Origin of the sequence: Streptomyces boninensis (genome assembly GCF_048572725.1) — a bacterium.
Classification (GTDB): domain Bacteria; phylum Actinomycetota; class Actinomycetes; order Streptomycetales; family Streptomycetaceae; genus Streptomyces; species Streptomyces boninensis.
The window spans coordinates 4,704,122-4,718,165 of record NZ_CP183837.1 but is presented as its reverse complement, the minus strand read 5'-3'; the positions used below and the strand labels follow the sequence as shown (position 1 = coordinate 4,718,165).

The window sequence follows — 14,044 nt, the reverse complement described above, 5'->3', positions numbered from 1 at the left end:
TCTGCCGGAATCGCTGAGCGCACACTGTGCGCCTCGCCGCACACTGTACGGTCACCGCACAGTGTGCGCAAGCTCGTACGCCGTGCGGATTGTGGCTACGATGGGGACATGGCCACTGATCAGCCCGAACTCCCGACCGTCTGGGCCCGCCCGACCCGCAAGCGGCGCGAGCAGCCGTCGCTGAGCCGGGAGCAGATCGTGTCGGAGGCGATCCAGCTGCTGGACGCGGACGGCCTCGAGGCGCTGAGCATGCGCAAGCTGGGCGCGCGGCTGAACGCCGGCGCCACGTCGATGTACACGCATGTGCGCAACAAGGAGGAAATCGTCGAGCTGGTCGTCGACGAGATCTTCGGCGAGCTGGACATCCCCTCGGCCGCGGACGCCGCCGACTGGCGCGCCGCCGCCGCCCGCAGCACCCGCAGCGTGCGCGCGGCGATCCTGCGCCACCCCTGGTCCGCCCCGGTCCTCGGCGCGGCCGGGACGGCGTATCTGGGGCCGAACATGATGCGGCTCTCCGACGGCCTGCTCGCCCTCTTCGAGGCGGCCGGCTTCGCGGGCGAGGAGGCGGACCGCGCGATGGACACGCTCTTCGCGTACGCCATCGGCATGTCGATCAGCGAGGCGGCGATGGTGACGGCGATCGCCCGCAGCGGCATGAGCGAGCAGGAGTGGGCGGCGCAGCTGTGGCCGGCCGCGCGGCAGGCGGCGAAGGGCTATCCGCGTCTGGAGCGGCGGTACGCGGAGCAGTCCGCGCGGGGGCTCGGCGAGGGGACGGCGGACCAGTTCGACGCCGGGGTGGAGCGGATCCTGGACGGGCTCGAACGGCGGCTGTGATCAAGTGCGGCGCTTCGCGGGGTCGAACATGTCAGCGGCAGCGCATAGCATCCGGCCATGTCTGAGTCCGCGTCCGCGCCTGAGCCCGCGTCCCCCGGCAACGGCCAGTGGTATCCGCCCGAGTGGCCGGACCGCATCCGCGCCCTCGCCGCCGGCGAGCTGACGCCGACCGAGCCGCGGACCGCGGCCACCGTGCTGCTGCTACGGGACGGCCTCGATGTCTACATGCTCCGCCGCCGCGCCTCGATGGCCTTCGCCGGCGGCGCCTACGCCTACCCCGGCGGGTCGGTGGACCCGCGCGACGAGCGGCCGGTCGGATGGGCGGGCCCGCCCGTCGAGGAGTGGGCGGCGCGGCTCGGCGTGCCCGCACCCGCCGCGCAGGCCATCGTGTGCGCGGCCGTGCGCGAGACCTTCGAGGAGGCGGGCGTGCTGCTCGCCGGGCCGTCCCCTGACGAGGTGGTCGGGGACGTCTCCGGCGCCGACTGGGAGACGGACCGGGCCGCGCTGGTGGACCGGGAGCTGTCCTTCGCGGACTTCATGCAGCGGCGCGGGCTGGTGCTGCGCTCCGACCTTCTGCGGGCCTGGGCGCGCTGGATCACCCCGGAGTTCGAGAAGCGGCGTTACGACACGTGGTTCTTCGTCGCCGCCCTGCCGTCCGGGCAGCGGTCCCGTAACGCCTCCACCGAGGCCGACCGCACGGCCTGGGTCCGCCCGTCGGACGGGGCCGCGGGCTATGACCGCGGCGAGCTGCTGATGATGCCGCCGACCATCGCCACGCTGCGCGACCTGGTCGGGCTGCGTACCCCGGACGAGGCGCTGGCCGCCGCCGCGGAGCGGGATCTGACGCCGGTGCTGGCGCGGGCGCGGCTGGAGGAAGGGGAGCTCGTGCTGAGCTGGCCGGGACACGAAGAGTTCGAGAAGAGGATGCCCCGATGACGTACGCCGACGCCCTGCCCGGACAGCCGCGCGGCGGCGCCATCGCCGGTCCGGCGACGGAGCGCGCGGTGTGCGTGCTGGCTCCGAACGCCTCGCCGATGACGCTCGACGGCACGAATACGTGGATCGTCGCCGAGCCGGACTCCGACCTGGCGGTGGTCATCGACCCGGGCCCGCTGGACGACGTACATCTGCAGGCGGTCGTCGACCGCGCCGAGCAGATGGGCAAGCGGATCGCGCTGACGCTGCTCACGCACGGGCACCCGGACCACGCGGAGGGCGCGGGCCGCTTCGCCGAGCTGACCCGGACGAAGGTACGGGCGCTGGACCCGGCGCTCCGGCTGGGGGACGAGGGTCTCGGCGCCGGGGATGTGGTCACCACGGGCGGGATGGAGCTGCGGGTCGTGCCGACGCCGGGGCATACGGCGGACTCGCTGAGCTTCCACCTGCCGGCCGATGCGGCGGTGCTGACCGGCGATACGGTGCTCGGCCGCGGCACCACCGTGGTGGCGCACCCGGACGGGCGGCTCGGGGACTACCTGGACTCGCTGCGGCGGCTGCGGTCGCTGACCGTCGACGACGGGGTGTCGACCGTGCTGCCGGGGCATGGGCCGGTGCTGAATGACGCGCAGGGGGTCGTGGAGTTCTACCTGGCGCATCGGGCCAACCGGCTGGCGCAGGTGGAGACGGCCGTGGAGAACGGCTTCAAGACGGCGGCCGAGGTGGTCGCCCACGTCTACGCGGACGTGGACCGGTCGCTGTGGCCTGCGGCGGAGCTGTCCGTACGGGCGCAGCTCGAATATCTGGAGGAGCACGGGCTGATCTGATCAGCCCGTGCCCGTGTCAGCGGGTGCGGATCCGGGCCCGGGCCCGGATCAGCGCGAGCGCTTCGCCAGCCGCTCGACGTCGAGCAGGATCACCGCGCGGGCCTCCAGGCGGAGCCAGCCGCGGGAGGCGAAGTCGGCGAGGGCCTTGTTGACGGTTTCGCGGGAGGCGCCGACCAGCTGGGCCAGCTCCTCCTGGGTGAGGTCGTGGACCACGTGGATGCCTTCCTCCGCCTGCACGCCGAAGCGGCGGGAGAGGTCGAGCAGGGCGCGGGCGACGCGGCCCGGGACGTCCGAGAAGACCAGGTCGGACATCTGGTCGTTGGTGCGGCGCAGGCGGCGGGCGACGGCGCGCAGCAGGGCGGTGGCGACCTCGGGGCGGGCGTTCAGCCAGGGCTGCAGGTCGCCGTGGCCGAGGCCGAGCAGCTTGACCTCGGTCAGCGCGGAGGCCGTGGCCGTGCGCGGGCCCGGGTCGAAGAGCGACAGCTCGCCGATGAGCTCGCCGGGGCCGAGGACGGCGAGCATGTTCTCGCGGCCGTCGGGGGAGGTGCGGTGGAGCTTGACCTTGCCTTCGGTGACGACATACAGCCGGTCCCCGGGGTCGCCCTCGTGGAACAGCGAGTCACCGCGCGCAAGCGTCGTCTCCGTCATCGAAGCGCGCAGCTCGCTCGCCTGCTCGTCATCGAGCGCGGCGAAGAGGGGGGCGCGCCGCAGAACGTCGTCCACGAGTTCTCTCCTTGTCCACATGGGCTCCCGGCCAAAGCCGGACGTCTCCATGATGCCGGACGGTAAAACAGTGTGATCAGTCACAAGTTTGACGCATCCGCGGCGCGCTTCGTACGTCAGGGGGCCGATTGGGGGCAGGGGCCGCGCGCCGCTATGTCGCCAAAAGCCCGATGAGAGCGGAGAGTACGAGGGCCGAACGGGTGTCGGCGAGGGATGAGATTCTGCTGTGGGCGAACAGATTTCTTGGCTGCTCACCCATTCGGGGGAGTCAGGGGCTGTTGGGCCTCCGCTTCCGCGGGTGTCAGCGCTTCGCCCCGTTCGAAGGCCGTGGCGAAGGCTTCGGGGCCGAGTGCCCCACGGGCCGCGGCCGTAATCCGGTCGACGTCGCCGCGCTCCGCCGCGGGCAGGGGGGCGCCCGCACCGGCGCGGGCCGCGGCTGCGGCGCCCAGCAGGAGGGCCGCGTGCGCCGGGCGGCCGGCGAGGCGGTGGGCGCCCGCGAGGCCCTCGAGGGCGAGGGCTTGGGCGCGCGGGTCGCCGGTGGTGCGGGCGGTGTCGTAACCCTGTTTGTGCAGGTCAAGTGCTGTGTCGGCGGCGCCGCGCAGCTCCGCGGTGAAGCCGAGCTCGGCGAGGACGAAGGCGTTGGCGCCGTCGAGGCCGACGCGGCGGTGCCAGTCGAGGACGCCGTGCATGAGGCGCTCGGCCTCGTCCAGGCGGCCTTCGCGGCGGGCGATGAGGGCGAGGCCGAGCTCGGCGTTGACGGCGCCGGCCGCGAAGCCGTGCTCGACGGCGAGCTCGCGGGCCCGCTCGTGGAGCCTGCGGGCCTCGTTCATGTCGCGGGTGAGCAGGGCGATGCGGCCGATCCCGGCGAGCAGGTCGGCGGCCGAGATGGCCATGCCGAGCTTCTCCGCGGTGCCGAGGGCGTCGCGCTGCAGCCTTGCCGCCTCGTCGTAGTCGCCGCGGACCTCGGCGAGGGTGGCCAGGGGGTAGACGGTCCACAACCGCCCGTTGTCGTCCCCGAGCCGGGCGAAGAGCTCCGCGCCGCGGGTGCCGTAGCGGGCGGTGCCCGCGAGGTCGCCGGCGAGCAGCCGCTGCATCGAGCGATTGCTGAGCGCGGCGGCGGTGCCCCAGTCGTCACCGAGCGCGATGAAGTCGGCCAGCGCGGCTGTCGTCAGCGCCTCGCCCTCGGAGACGTCGCCGATGCCGCAGAGGCTGTGCGCCAGGAACCAGCGGGCGTGGGCCAGGCCGGGCGGGTCGTCGAGGGCGTCGTACGGGGCGAGGGCCCGGGCGATTGCGGCGGTTCGGTCGGCGCCGTCGCCGGTGAGGATGGTGATGCCGGTCCGCCAGACGGCTACGCGGGCGCGGAGGCGGGCGGCTTCGCCGGGGGAGTCGCCGGGTGCGGACGGGATGGGGGCGGAGGTGGGGCCGGAGGTGGGGCCGGAGGTGGGGCCGGAGGTGGGGACGGGGACGGGGATGGCCAGCGCCTCGTCGAGCGCCCGCAGGGCCTCCGCGAGGCGGCCGCGCAGCACCCAGAACCAGGCCAGGGCGTCGGCCATCCGCAGCGCCTGCCCCGCGAGCTCCGCGCGGGCGGCGGTGGCGAGAGCGGCGCGGAGGTTGGCCGCCTGTCGAGCCGGTCCAGCCACTCGGCCTGACCGGAGTCCCGAAGCCGCGGCGCGGCCCGCTCGGCGACCCCGGCGTAGTGATCGAGGTGCCGTTGGCGCACGAGCTCCAGCTCACCCGCGACCCGCAGCCGCTCGATGCCGTAGGCGGCGACGGACTCGAGGAGGCGATAGCGGGGCCCGTCGGGCGTGTGCGCGACGGCGACGAGGGAGCGATCGATGAGCCGGGCGAGGATCTCGGGGACATCTGCGGGGGTGGGGTCGGATCCCACGAGTCCGGACGCGCCGGCGTCCATTGCGCAGACCGCCTCCGCCGCCTCCAGCGAGCAGCCGTCCACATGCACCGCCAGCCGGCGCAGCACCGTCTGCTCGGCCGGGTCCAGGAGCTCCCAGCTCCAGTCGATCACCGCGCGCAGGGTCTGCTGCCGGGCGGGCGCTCCGCGGCGGGTCGCGGCCAGGAGGCGGAAGCGGTCGTCGAGGCCTTCGAGGACCCGGCGCACGCCCAGCGCGCGCACCCGGGTGGCCGCCAGCTCCAGCGCCAGGGGGACGCCGTCGAGACGGCGGCAGATGGCCCGTATCGCCTCCTCTGTGGCCGCGTCGCGGTCGAAGCCGGGGTCGGCGGCCGTCGCGCGCGCGGCGAAGAGTTCGGCGGCGGCGTCGGGCGCGAGCCCGGCCACCGGCCACAGCGTCTCGCCCGCCAGCGCCAGCGCCTGTTGGCTGGTCGCGAGGACCCGCAGCTCCGGGCAGGCGCGCAGCAGCACCTCCAGGAGGTCGGCGGCCTCGTCGGCGACGTGCTCGCAGTTGTCGAACACCAGTAGCAGGCCCCGCCCCCGGACCGCCGCGGCGAGCCGCTCCGCGGGCGCGGGCCGCTCCTCCTCCGGCAGCACGCCATACGCGCCGTCATCGCGGACCCCGAGCGCGGCGACGGCCGTCTCCGCGACCCCACCCCCCGTCGCACCCGCCAGCTCGACCAGCCACACCCCGCCGGGGAACTCCTCGGCGAGCCCACGCGCCGCCGCCACCGCCAGCCGGGTCTGCCGACCCCACCGGCCCCGGTGAGCGTCAGCAGCCGACGCGTACGTATCAGCGCGCGCACCTCCGCCACGGCGGCCTCGCGGCCGACCAGGTCGGTGAGGGGGGTGGGGAGGTTGCCGACAGCGGGGGCGGGCGCGGGTGGCGTACGGGAGGGGGACGGCTGCGCCGCGCCAGGACCCGGCCCCGCCTCCAACGCCGGATCCTGCGTCAGGATCTGCCGCTGCAGCGCGACCAGCTCAGGTCCCGGGTCCAGGCCCAGGTCATCGGCGAGTGCCGAGCGCAGCTCCTCGTACGCGGCGAGCGCCTCCGTCTGGCGCCCGGACCGGTACAGCGCCCGCAGCTGCACGGCCCGAAGCCGCTCGCGCAGCGGATTCCGGGCGACCAGGTCGCGCAACTCGGCGGTCAGCTCCCGGTGTTCGCCCAGCGCGAGCCGGACCTCGGCGAGCTCCTCGCGTACCGTCAGCCGCTCCTCCTCCAGCCGGTCGATCGCGGCCCGCGCGAACGGCTCCTTCTCGAAGCCGGCAAAGGCCGGTCCCCGCCACAGCCCGAGCGCCTCGGCAAAGAGCTCGGCCCGGACCCGTAGCTCCGCCGCGCCCCGCGCCCGGGCGGCCAGCGCGCCGAACACCCCGGCATCCACCGCCGTCTCGGCCGGCACGTCCAGCGCATACCCCGGATCCCGGGTGGCGACGAGATCCCGGCCACCGGGCTCGGCCTCGTCCAGGGCGCGGCGCAGCTGCGAGACCTTGGCCTGCAGCGCGCGGGAGGGCCGGCCGGGCGGCGCCTCGCCCCACAGGTCGTCGACGAGCCGATGCCCGGCGACCGGCCGCCCGGGGGCGACAAGCAGCGCGGCAAGCAACGTACGAACCTTGCGCTCGGGGACCACCACCGGCCGCCCTTCACCGGTCAGCACCTCCAGCTGGCCGAGCACCCCGAATCGCATTGGATCACGATAGCCCGGCCTTCGAACGCGACTTCGGGCTCCCGCCCACGGCGTCCCGCCGACCGCGTCCGGCCCACCGCCCGAGTCCGATCCGAACCGAACCCGAACCCGCCCTCGACATGCTCAAGTCCCCATATTTCAGGAGGAAGCATGTCGCACACCTTGCTCGTACTCGCCCACCACCGCCCCACCTCCCTCACCGCCCAGCTCGCCGCCGAGACGCGCCGCACGATCGAGGCCGCGGGCGGCACCGTCGACCTCCTCGACCTTTACGCCGAGGACTTCGACCCGCGCCTGTACGAGGCGGACGACCCCGACTGGGACGACCGCGAGAAGCGCTACTCGCCCGAGGTGCGGGCGCACATGCGGCGGATCGATGCCGCGGACGACATCGTCGTGGTGTTCCCGGTGTGGTGGTTCGGGCCGCCGGCGATCCTCAAGGGCTGGATCGACCGGGTGTGGAATTACGGCTTCGCGTACGGCCGCAGCACCCCGCGGCTGCGCGCCAAGCGGATGCTGTGGCTGGCACCGGCGGGCGGCACCAGGGCCGAGTTCGAGGCGAATGGCCTAGAGGCGTCGATGGACCGGCAATTGCGCGTCGGCATCTCCGAGTTCTGCGGCATCGGGGACGCGCGGGTGCGGCTGCTGTACGGAGCCGAGCTGTCCGGCGTCCCGGAGACGCTGCGCCAGGGGCGCGCCCGGGAGGTGCTCGCGGCGGGGGCGGCGGCGCTGGCGGAGTTCCGGGCGGCGCGACGGCGGCCGGGGGACGTAACCCTGGATACGGAGGGGGAGGCGGACGTCTCGGGGGAGACGGAGCCCGTGTCCGCCTGAGCCGGCTCACCGGGCCGCAGGGACAGCAGCCTCGCCTGCGGAAGCACCCTCAGCAGCCTCGCCGCCCTCAGCGACCATCTCTCCCTCCCCCGCCCCAATCGCCCCGATCCGCCGCAGGAGCACCACCGCGATCACCGCCGTAACCACCGCCAGCCCAGCACTCACCCAAGCCGTCGCATGGAATCCGGCCACAAACGCCTCCCGAGCCGAAGCCACCAGCCCCGCCCCCTGCCCCCCAGGCAGCTGCGCCGCCGCGGCCTCAGCCCCACCGACGCTGTCCCGTGCCGCGTGCGCCGCCTCCGCCGGGACACCGCCGACGTCGACCGAGCCGCGATAGACCGCCACCGCCACACTCCCCGTCACCGCAATACCGAGCGCCAGCCCCAGGTCGTACGCGGTCTGCCCGGTAGCCGCCGCGGCGCCCGCCTTCTCGGCGGGAGCCGCGCCCACCGCCAGCGTCGTGCCCAGCACACTGATCGGCGCCACCCCGAACATGATCACGGCGAGCCCGATCGCCGCCGCCCGCACGCCGCCGTCGCCCTGCCCGGCCGCCGCGGTGAGCACGAAGCCCGCCACCGATACGAGCACCCCGCCCGCGATCACATACGCGGGCCGGATCCGCTTGGAGAGCACCGGCGTCAGCTGCGAGCCCACGATCAGCCCGACCGCGCCCGGCAGCAGCCACAGCCCGGCGGCCAGCGGCGTCAGCCCGCCTACGGCGAGCAGATACTGCGGGACCAGGTACTCGACGCCGTTCAGCGCCATCATCCCCAGCAGCAGCGTCAGCAGCGCGCCCGTGAAGGCCCGCACCCGGAACAGCCGCATGTCGAGCAGCGGCGTCTCCAGCCGCCCCTGCCGCCGTACGAAGGCCACCGCGAAGAGGGCACCCGCCGCCATGACGCCGGCGTGCGTCAGCGGCGCCCCGCCCTCGGCGAGCTTCTTCACGCCGTACACGACCGGCAGCACGGCCAGCAGGAACAGCGCCACGCTCGCCGGGTCGAGCCGCCCGGCGGCCGGGTCGCGGTACTCGGGGAGCAGCACGGGGGTGGTGATCAGGGTGAGCAGCATGATCGGCACGCCCATCAGGAAGACCGAGCCCCACCAGAAGGAGTCCAGCAGCACGCCGCCGATCACCGGCCCGATCGCGATGCCGACGGAGAGCGCGGTGACCCACATGGCGATGGCGGTGGCGCGCTGCTTGGCGTCCTCGAACATGTTCCGGATCAGCGCCAGCGTCGAGGGCAGCACGGCGGCCCCGGCGAGGCCCAGCAGCGCGCGGGCGCCGATCAGCATCTCGGGACTGCTCGCGAAGGCGGCGATCACGGACGCGGCGGCGAAGCCGGCGGAGCCCGCCATCAGCAGCCGCCGCCGGCCGACCCGGTCGCCGAGGGTGCCCATGACGACGAGGAAGCCGGCGGTCATGAAGCCGTAGACGTCGGTGGTCCAGAGCAGCTCGCTGCTGGTGGGCCGGAGGTCGGCGGAGAGATACGGCGTGGCCAGCCACAGCACGCCGAGGTCGGCCGTCATGAGGGTGACGGGGAGTACGAGCATCGCCAGGCCGAGCCATTGCCTGGGGCCTGCCTTGTGGGGTGCGTTCAGTGGTGCGTTCAATGTCGTGGTCATGGCTGGACTGTGCGCCGCGGGGGTTCGGGTCCGGTTCGGAGTCGGTTACGGTCCCCGCCGCCACGGGAATCCCTGCTCGCTGTCGTACCGGGGTCGTACTCTTGCGGGCATGGCAGCGAAGAGTGGCGGGGCCGGCGAGCGGCCGGTGATCAGAAAGGCGAAGCCGGCGCCTACGCACACCGGCAAGGTGCGCCAGGCGCGGCGGATCTACCGCGAGCTGGAAGAGGTGTATCCGTACGCACATCCCGAGCTGGACTTCGAGAACCCCTTCCAGCTCCTGGTCGCCACCGTCCTCTCCGCGCAGACCACCGACCTGCGGGTGAATCAGACGACGCCCGCGCTCTTCGCGAAGTACCCGACGCCCGAGGACCTGGCGGCGGCGAATCCGGAGGAGGTCGAGGAGCTGATCCGGCCGACCGGATTCTTCCGCGCCAAGACCAAGTCGATCATGGGCCTCGCCAGGGGCCTCCGCGATGACTTCGGCGGCGAGGTGCCGGGCAAGCTGGCCGACATGGTCAAGCTCCCGGGCGTCGGCCGTAAGACCGCCAATGTGGTCCTCGGCAATGCCTTCGGCGTCCCGGGCATCACCGTCGACACCCACTTCCAGCGCCTCGTCCGCCGCTGGAAGTGGACCGAGCAGACCGATCCCGACAAGATCGAGGCGGAGGTCGGGTCCCTCTTCCCGAAGAAGGACTGGACGATGCTCTCCCACCTGGTGATCTTCCACGGCCGCCGCATCTGCCACGCCCGCAAGCCCGCCTGCGGCGCCTGCCCGATCGCCCCGCTCTGCCCGTCGTACGGCGAGGGCGAGCTGGATCCCGTAAAGGCGGAGAAGCTCCTGAAGTACGAAAAGGCCGGCCAGCCGGGCCAGCGCCTGAAGCCCCCCGCCGACTTCCCGGGGCCGCCGGCGCCGGCCTTGGAGGGCCGGTGACAGGGAATCAGCAGGCCGAGGGCGGCGCGCGAGTCGAAATCAAGCCTGCCCGGCGCTTGCGGGCGAGGGCCGCCAGGCCCGATAAAACCCGCACCGAGACCGCAGGGGGTGCCGTATGACGAGCGCCCGCGAAGCACGACCGGCGGTCGAGGTCACCGAGCGCGGGCTGCCCGAGTGGCTGCTCCCCGTCGCCGACGCGGCGCGCACCGTCGCGCCCGAGCAGCTCAGCAGCTTCCTGCCCCCCGACGAGGGCGGGCGGCCCTCCGCCGTGCTGGTGCTCCTCGGCGAAGGCGCCGACGGCCGGCCCGAGCTGCTGCTGATGGAGCGGGCCGGGCAGCTGCGGTCGCATGCCGGGCAGCCGTCCTTCCCGGGCGGCGCCCTGGACCCGGAGGACGGCGACCCGGCCGGCGACGGCCCGCTGCGCGCCGCACTGCGGGAGGCGGAGGAGGAGACCGGGCTCGACCCGGCGGGCGTGCAGATCTTCGCCACCCTCCCGCAGCTCTACATCCCGGTGAGCGGCTTCGTGGTCACTCCCGTCCTCGCCTGGTGGCGCCGGCCATCTCCCGTACGGGCCGTGGACGCCCGCGAGACCGCCCGGGTCTTCACGGTCCCGGTGGCGGATCTCACCGACCCGGCGAACCGCGCCATGGCGGTGCACCCCCGCGGCCACGCAGGCCCCGCCTTCACCGTGGGAGATGCCCTGGTCTGGGGTTTCACCGCCGGCGTCATTGACCGGATCCTGCACTATTCCGGCTGGGAAGAACCATGGGACCGTACCCGGCAGGTGCCCCTGGACTGGCACGCGTGAGACGGTGACCCGGTGAACGTGCTGGACATATTGCTAATCCTGGCGGCCGCGTGGTTCGCCGTCGTGGGCTACCGCCAGGGCTTCGTGGTCGGCATCCTCTCGGTCACGGGCTTCGTCGGCGGCGGCCTCGTCGCGATCTACCTGCTCCCGGTGATCTGGGACAAGGCGACGGACGGTGCCGCGCTCAGCCAGACGTCGGCGATCCTCGCCGTCGTCATCGTGATCATCTGCGCCTCGGTCGGCCAGGCGTTCACCACCCAGCTCGGCAACCGGCTGCGGCGCTACATCACCTGGTCCCCGGCCCGTTCGCTCGACGCCACCGGCGGCGCGCTGGTCAATGTCGCGGCGATGCTCCTGGTCGCCTGGCTGATCGGCTCCGCCCTCGGCGCCTCCACGCTGCCCACGCTGGGCAAGGAGGTCCGCGGCTCCAAGGTGCTCGGCGGCGTCGCCGAGGTGCTGCCGAAGAACGCCGACACCTGGTTCAGCGAGTTCAGCAATACGCTCTCGCAGAACGGCTTCCCGCAGGTCTTCTCGCCCTTCCAGGGCGAGAAGATCACCAATGTGCCCGCGCCCGACCCCAAGCTGGTGAACAGCCCGGTCGTGGCCCGCGCCAAGCAGTCGATCGTCAAGGTCGTCGGCCAGGCCCCGAGCTGCGGCAAGGTCCTGGAGGGCACCGGCTTCGTCATCGGCCCGCAGCGCGTGATGACCAACGCACACGTCGTCGGCGGCGTCGACGAGCCCACCGTGCAGATCGGCGGCGAGGGCCGGACGTACGACGCCGAGGTCGTGCTCTACGACTGGCGCCGCGACATCGCCGTCCTGGAGGTGCCCTCACTGCGCGCCCCGGCGCTGAAGTTCGCCGACGACGACGCCCGCACCTCCTCCGACGCGATCGTCGCCGGCTTCCCGGAGAACGGCGGCTTCGACGTCCGCGCCGCCCGCGTCCGCGACCGGATCAGCGCCAACGGCCCGGACATCTACCGCCGCGGCACGGTCAGCCGCGACGTCTACTCCCTCTACACCCTCGTCCGCCAGGGCAACTCCGGCGGCCCGCTGCTGACCCCGCAGGGCGAGGTCTACGGCGTGATCTTCGCCAAGTCCCTCGATGACAACGACACCGGCTACGCGCTCACCGCCGACGAGGTCCGCCCGGACGTGGAGCGGGGGCGTACGGCATCGCGGCAGGTGGACAGTCAGGGATGCGCGATGTGAGGTGCGGTCGCCGGGTCAGGCGCTGCGCGTGTGCCGCAGCCGTGCGCTGACCCAGCGCGCCCGGCGGCGCAAGATGTGCGGAATCCCGAGGCGCAGGTCACCCGCCGCGTGATCCGGGGCAAGCTGCTCGCGCGAGCTGCCGAGGTTTGCGGTGGCGCGGCGGTTGCGGCCTACGTCGTTGTAGTCATGCGTCCAGCCCATACCCACGAGACTGCCCCTGCCCCATGGTCGGTAATCGCCTCCGGTGCGGCCAATTGGCGTATGCGTCGAGCATGTGACTGAGGCTCGAACACAACCGCCCATCCGGAACTGTGCCTACCGGTCCGGTTCCGGATCCCGCAGCCAGTTGACCAGCTCCGCGGAGAACGCGGCGGGATCCTCCTCCTGCGGGAAGTGCCCGAGCCCTTCGAACAGCCGCCACCGGTACGGCGCTTCCACGAACTCCCCTGAGCCCGCCGCGGCGCGCGTATGCATCACCGGATCGAGTGAGCCGTGAAGGTGCAGCACGGGCACTCGCACGGGGCGCTTCATGCGCCGGTAGAACTGCACCCCGTCCGGCCGGGCAAGGGACCGGATCAGCCAGCGGTACGGCTCCACCGAGCAGTGCGCCGTGGACGGGATCAGCATCGCCTGCCGGTAGGTGTCCACGGTCTTGTCGTCCGGCTGGTGCGGCCCCGACCAGTCGCGGATCAGCTCGCCGACCTCGGCCGCGTCCTCGGCGACCAGCTGCCGCTCGGGCAGCCACGGCCGCTGCAGGCCCCATACGAACGAGTTCCCGCCGCCCTGCCGCAGATCCGCCAGCATCGCCGCCCGCCAGCGCCGCGGATGCGGCATCGATACGGGGACCAGGCGCCGTACCAGCTGCGGCCGCATCGCCGCCGCTGTCCAGGCCAGATAGCCGCCGAGGCCGTGCCCGACCAGGGCCGCGTCCGGCTCGCCGAGGGAGCGGATGACGCCGGTGACGTCGAGCGCCAGATTGCCGGGGTCGTAGCCCCGGGGCGTACGGTCGCTGCCGCCGATGCCGCGCAGGTCCATGGCGACGGCGCGGTAGCCGGCGTCGGCGAGCGCGGTCAGCTGCTCCCGCCAGGTCCACCAGAACTGCGGGAAGCCGTGCAGCATCAGCACCAGCGGGCCCTCACCGAGCTCCGCGATATGAAACCGGGCGCCGTTAGCGGCGACGTCCCGGTGCGTCCAGGGGCCCTCTAGGCGTACGGCCTGGGTATCGGCTGCGGGGAGCGTCATGAAGTCGAGCGTGCCACACCATCGGTGGGCTTACGTCCGCTCTGAGTCGTACGTCCCCCCGGACGCACCCCCGAGAAGACCTCGACGGTCTGGCGGGCGGAAGCGATGGTCTTTTCCGGCTTGTTGATGCGCTTCATCCAGGCGTAGCCGAAGGCGCCGATGATGGCGGCGAGCACGAAATGGACGCCGAAGACGATCAGGAAGGACCAGCCGAGGGCGAGGCCGAGGGCGTGCAGCCCGTACGCGGCGGCGAAGCTGAGCACCGGGATGCCGAAGAGGGCGAGCGCGGCGGCCACGATGAAGGAGCCGCTGCCGACGCCGGCCTTCTTGACGTCATTGCGCAGCTCGGCCTTGGCGAGCGCGATCTCGTCGTGCACCAGCGCGCTCATGTCGGCGGTCGCGGTGGCGACCAGCTGGCCGAGTGTGCGCTCCGTGTGCTGGTCCACGCCTGCGCTCATCGCGTCGCTCCCTCTCCCGTGGCATTGC

The 14,044-nt window shown here is 73.3% G+C and carries 12 protein-coding genes and 1 pseudogene; 7 read left to right on the top strand and 6 right to left on the bottom strand.

Annotated features, from left to right (window positions below; genetic code table 11):
* Positions 1 to 108: 108 nt before the first annotated feature.
* From ACNNMR_RS21380 to ACNNMR_RS21370, 3 genes are read left to right on the top strand one after another with little or no spacing between them, the layout of a single operon-like run.
* Positions 109 to 834 carry a TetR/AcrR family transcriptional regulator gene (locus ACNNMR_RS21380; RefSeq protein WP_419996262.1) on the top strand — a complete coding sequence of 242 codons (726 nt, stop codon included), beginning with the start codon at positions 109 to 111 and terminating at the stop codon, positions 832 to 834.
* Between the two features lie 57 nt (positions 835 to 891).
* Entirely contained in the window at positions 892 to 1,770 is an 879-nt protein-coding gene (locus ACNNMR_RS21375; RefSeq protein ID WP_419996261.1) for an NUDIX hydrolase, read from the top strand.
* Positions 1,767 to 2,597, top strand: coding sequence for an MBL fold metallo-hydrolase (locus ACNNMR_RS21370; protein ID WP_419996260.1), 831 nt, complete (start codon positions 1,767 to 1,769; stop codon positions 2,595 to 2,597). The genes ACNNMR_RS21375 and ACNNMR_RS21370 overlap by 4 nt, the downstream gene beginning before the upstream one ends.
* A gap of 48 nt (positions 2,598 to 2,645) precedes the next feature.
* Here the strand turns inward: ACNNMR_RS21370 and ACNNMR_RS21365 are convergent, their stop codons facing one another.
* Both ACNNMR_RS21365 and ACNNMR_RS21360 read right to left on the bottom strand, forming a co-directional pair.
* Positions 2,646 to 3,320: a cyclic nucleotide-binding domain-containing protein gene (locus tag ACNNMR_RS21365; protein WP_165240854.1), complete on the bottom strand. Its 675-nt coding sequence runs from the start codon at positions 3,318 to 3,320 to the stop codon at positions 2,646 to 2,648.
* Positions 3,321 to 3,571: 251 nt separating this feature from the next.
* Positions 3,572 to 6,911: pseudogene (locus tag ACNNMR_RS21360) on the bottom strand (AfsR/SARP family transcriptional regulator).
* A gap of 150 nt (positions 6,912 to 7,061) precedes the next feature.
* Between ACNNMR_RS21360 and ACNNMR_RS21355 the strand changes: the two are divergent.
* The gene (locus tag ACNNMR_RS21355) at positions 7,062 to 7,742 is read left to right on the top strand and encodes an NAD(P)H oxidoreductase (RefSeq protein ID WP_419996259.1); all 681 of its coding nucleotides are present in this window, start codon (positions 7,062 to 7,064) and stop codon (positions 7,740 to 7,742) included.
* Between the two features lie 6 nt (positions 7,743 to 7,748).
* Here the strand turns inward: ACNNMR_RS21355 and ACNNMR_RS21350 are convergent, their stop codons facing one another.
* A complete protein-coding gene (locus tag ACNNMR_RS21350; protein ID WP_419996258.1) occupies positions 7,749 to 9,365 on the bottom strand; it encodes an MFS transporter in 1,617 nt (538 codons plus the stop codon).
* Between the two features lie 109 nt (positions 9,366 to 9,474).
* Here ACNNMR_RS21350 and nth point away from each other — a divergent pair, with 109 nt between their 5' ends.
* The 3 genes from nth to ACNNMR_RS21335 all read left to right on the top strand — a co-directional run bounded on the left by nth (position 9,475) and on the right by ACNNMR_RS21335 (position 12,316).
* A complete protein-coding gene (gene nth, locus ACNNMR_RS21345) occupies positions 9,475 to 10,296 on the top strand; it encodes an endonuclease III (RefSeq protein ID WP_419996257.1) in 822 nt (273 codons plus the stop codon).
* A 115-nt stretch (positions 10,297 to 10,411) separates the two neighbouring features.
* Entirely contained in the window at positions 10,412 to 11,104 is a 693-nt protein-coding gene (locus ACNNMR_RS21340; protein WP_419996256.1) for an NUDIX hydrolase, read from the top strand.
* A 12-nt stretch (positions 11,105 to 11,116) separates the two neighbouring features.
* On the top strand, positions 11,117 to 12,316 hold the full coding sequence (locus tag ACNNMR_RS21335) for a MarP family serine protease (RefSeq protein ID WP_419996255.1): 1,200 nt from the start codon (positions 11,117 to 11,119) through the stop codon (positions 12,314 to 12,316).
* 15 nt (positions 12,317 to 12,331) lie between these two features.
* On the opposite strand, the gene ACNNMR_RS21330 is transcribed toward ACNNMR_RS21335, so the two are convergent.
* From ACNNMR_RS21330 to ACNNMR_RS21320, 3 genes are all read right to left on the bottom strand, one after another.
* Complete coding sequence (locus ACNNMR_RS21330) at positions 12,332 to 12,517, bottom strand: hypothetical protein (RefSeq protein ID WP_419996254.1); 186 nt, start codon at positions 12,515 to 12,517, stop codon at positions 12,332 to 12,334.
* A 114-nt stretch (positions 12,518 to 12,631) separates the two neighbouring features.
* Positions 12,632 to 13,558 carry an alpha/beta fold hydrolase gene (locus ACNNMR_RS21325; protein WP_419996253.1) on the bottom strand — a complete coding sequence of 309 codons (927 nt, stop codon included), beginning with the start codon at positions 13,556 to 13,558 and terminating at the stop codon, positions 12,632 to 12,634.
* Positions 13,555 to 14,016, bottom strand: coding sequence for a phage holin family protein (locus ACNNMR_RS21320; protein ID WP_419996252.1), 462 nt, complete (start codon positions 14,014 to 14,016; stop codon positions 13,555 to 13,557). The genes ACNNMR_RS21325 and ACNNMR_RS21320 overlap by 4 nt, the downstream gene beginning before the upstream one ends.
* Positions 14,017 to 14,044 lie beyond the last annotated feature (28 nt).

Excerpts from the sequence above, each read along its gene's own strand:
- ACNNMR_RS21330 (WP_419996254.1), bottom strand. The coding sequence starts at position 12,517 with ATGGGCTGGACGCATGACTACAACGACGTAGGCCGCAACCGCCGCGCC.
- ACNNMR_RS21375 (WP_419996261.1), top strand. The coding sequence starts at position 892 with ATGTCTGAGTCCGCGTCCGCGCCTGAGCCCGCGTCCCCCGGCAACGGC.
- ACNNMR_RS21370 (WP_419996260.1), top strand. The coding sequence starts at position 1,767 with ATGACGTACGCCGACGCCCTGCCCGGACAGCCGCGCGGCGGCGCCATC.
- ACNNMR_RS21380 (WP_419996262.1), top strand. The coding sequence starts at position 109 with ATGGCCACTGATCAGCCCGAACTCCCGACCGTCTGGGCCCGCCCGACC.
- nth (WP_419996257.1), top strand. The coding sequence starts at position 9,475 with ATGGCAGCGAAGAGTGGCGGGGCCGGCGAGCGGCCGGTGATCAGAAAG.
- ACNNMR_RS21355 (WP_419996259.1), top strand. The coding sequence starts at position 7,062 with ATGTCGCACACCTTGCTCGTACTCGCCCACCACCGCCCCACCTCCCTC.
- ACNNMR_RS21350 (WP_419996258.1), bottom strand. The coding sequence starts at position 9,365 with ATGACCACGACATTGAACGCACCACTGAACGCACCCCACAAGGCAGGC.
- ACNNMR_RS21340 (WP_419996256.1), top strand. The coding sequence starts at position 10,412 with ATGACGAGCGCCCGCGAAGCACGACCGGCGGTCGAGGTCACCGAGCGC.
- ACNNMR_RS21325 (WP_419996253.1), bottom strand. The coding sequence starts at position 13,558 with ATGACGCTCCCCGCAGCCGATACCCAGGCCGTACGCCTAGAGGGCCCC.
- ACNNMR_RS21320 (WP_419996252.1), bottom strand. The coding sequence starts at position 14,016 with ATGAGCGCAGGCGTGGACCAGCACACGGAGCGCACACTCGGCCAGCTG.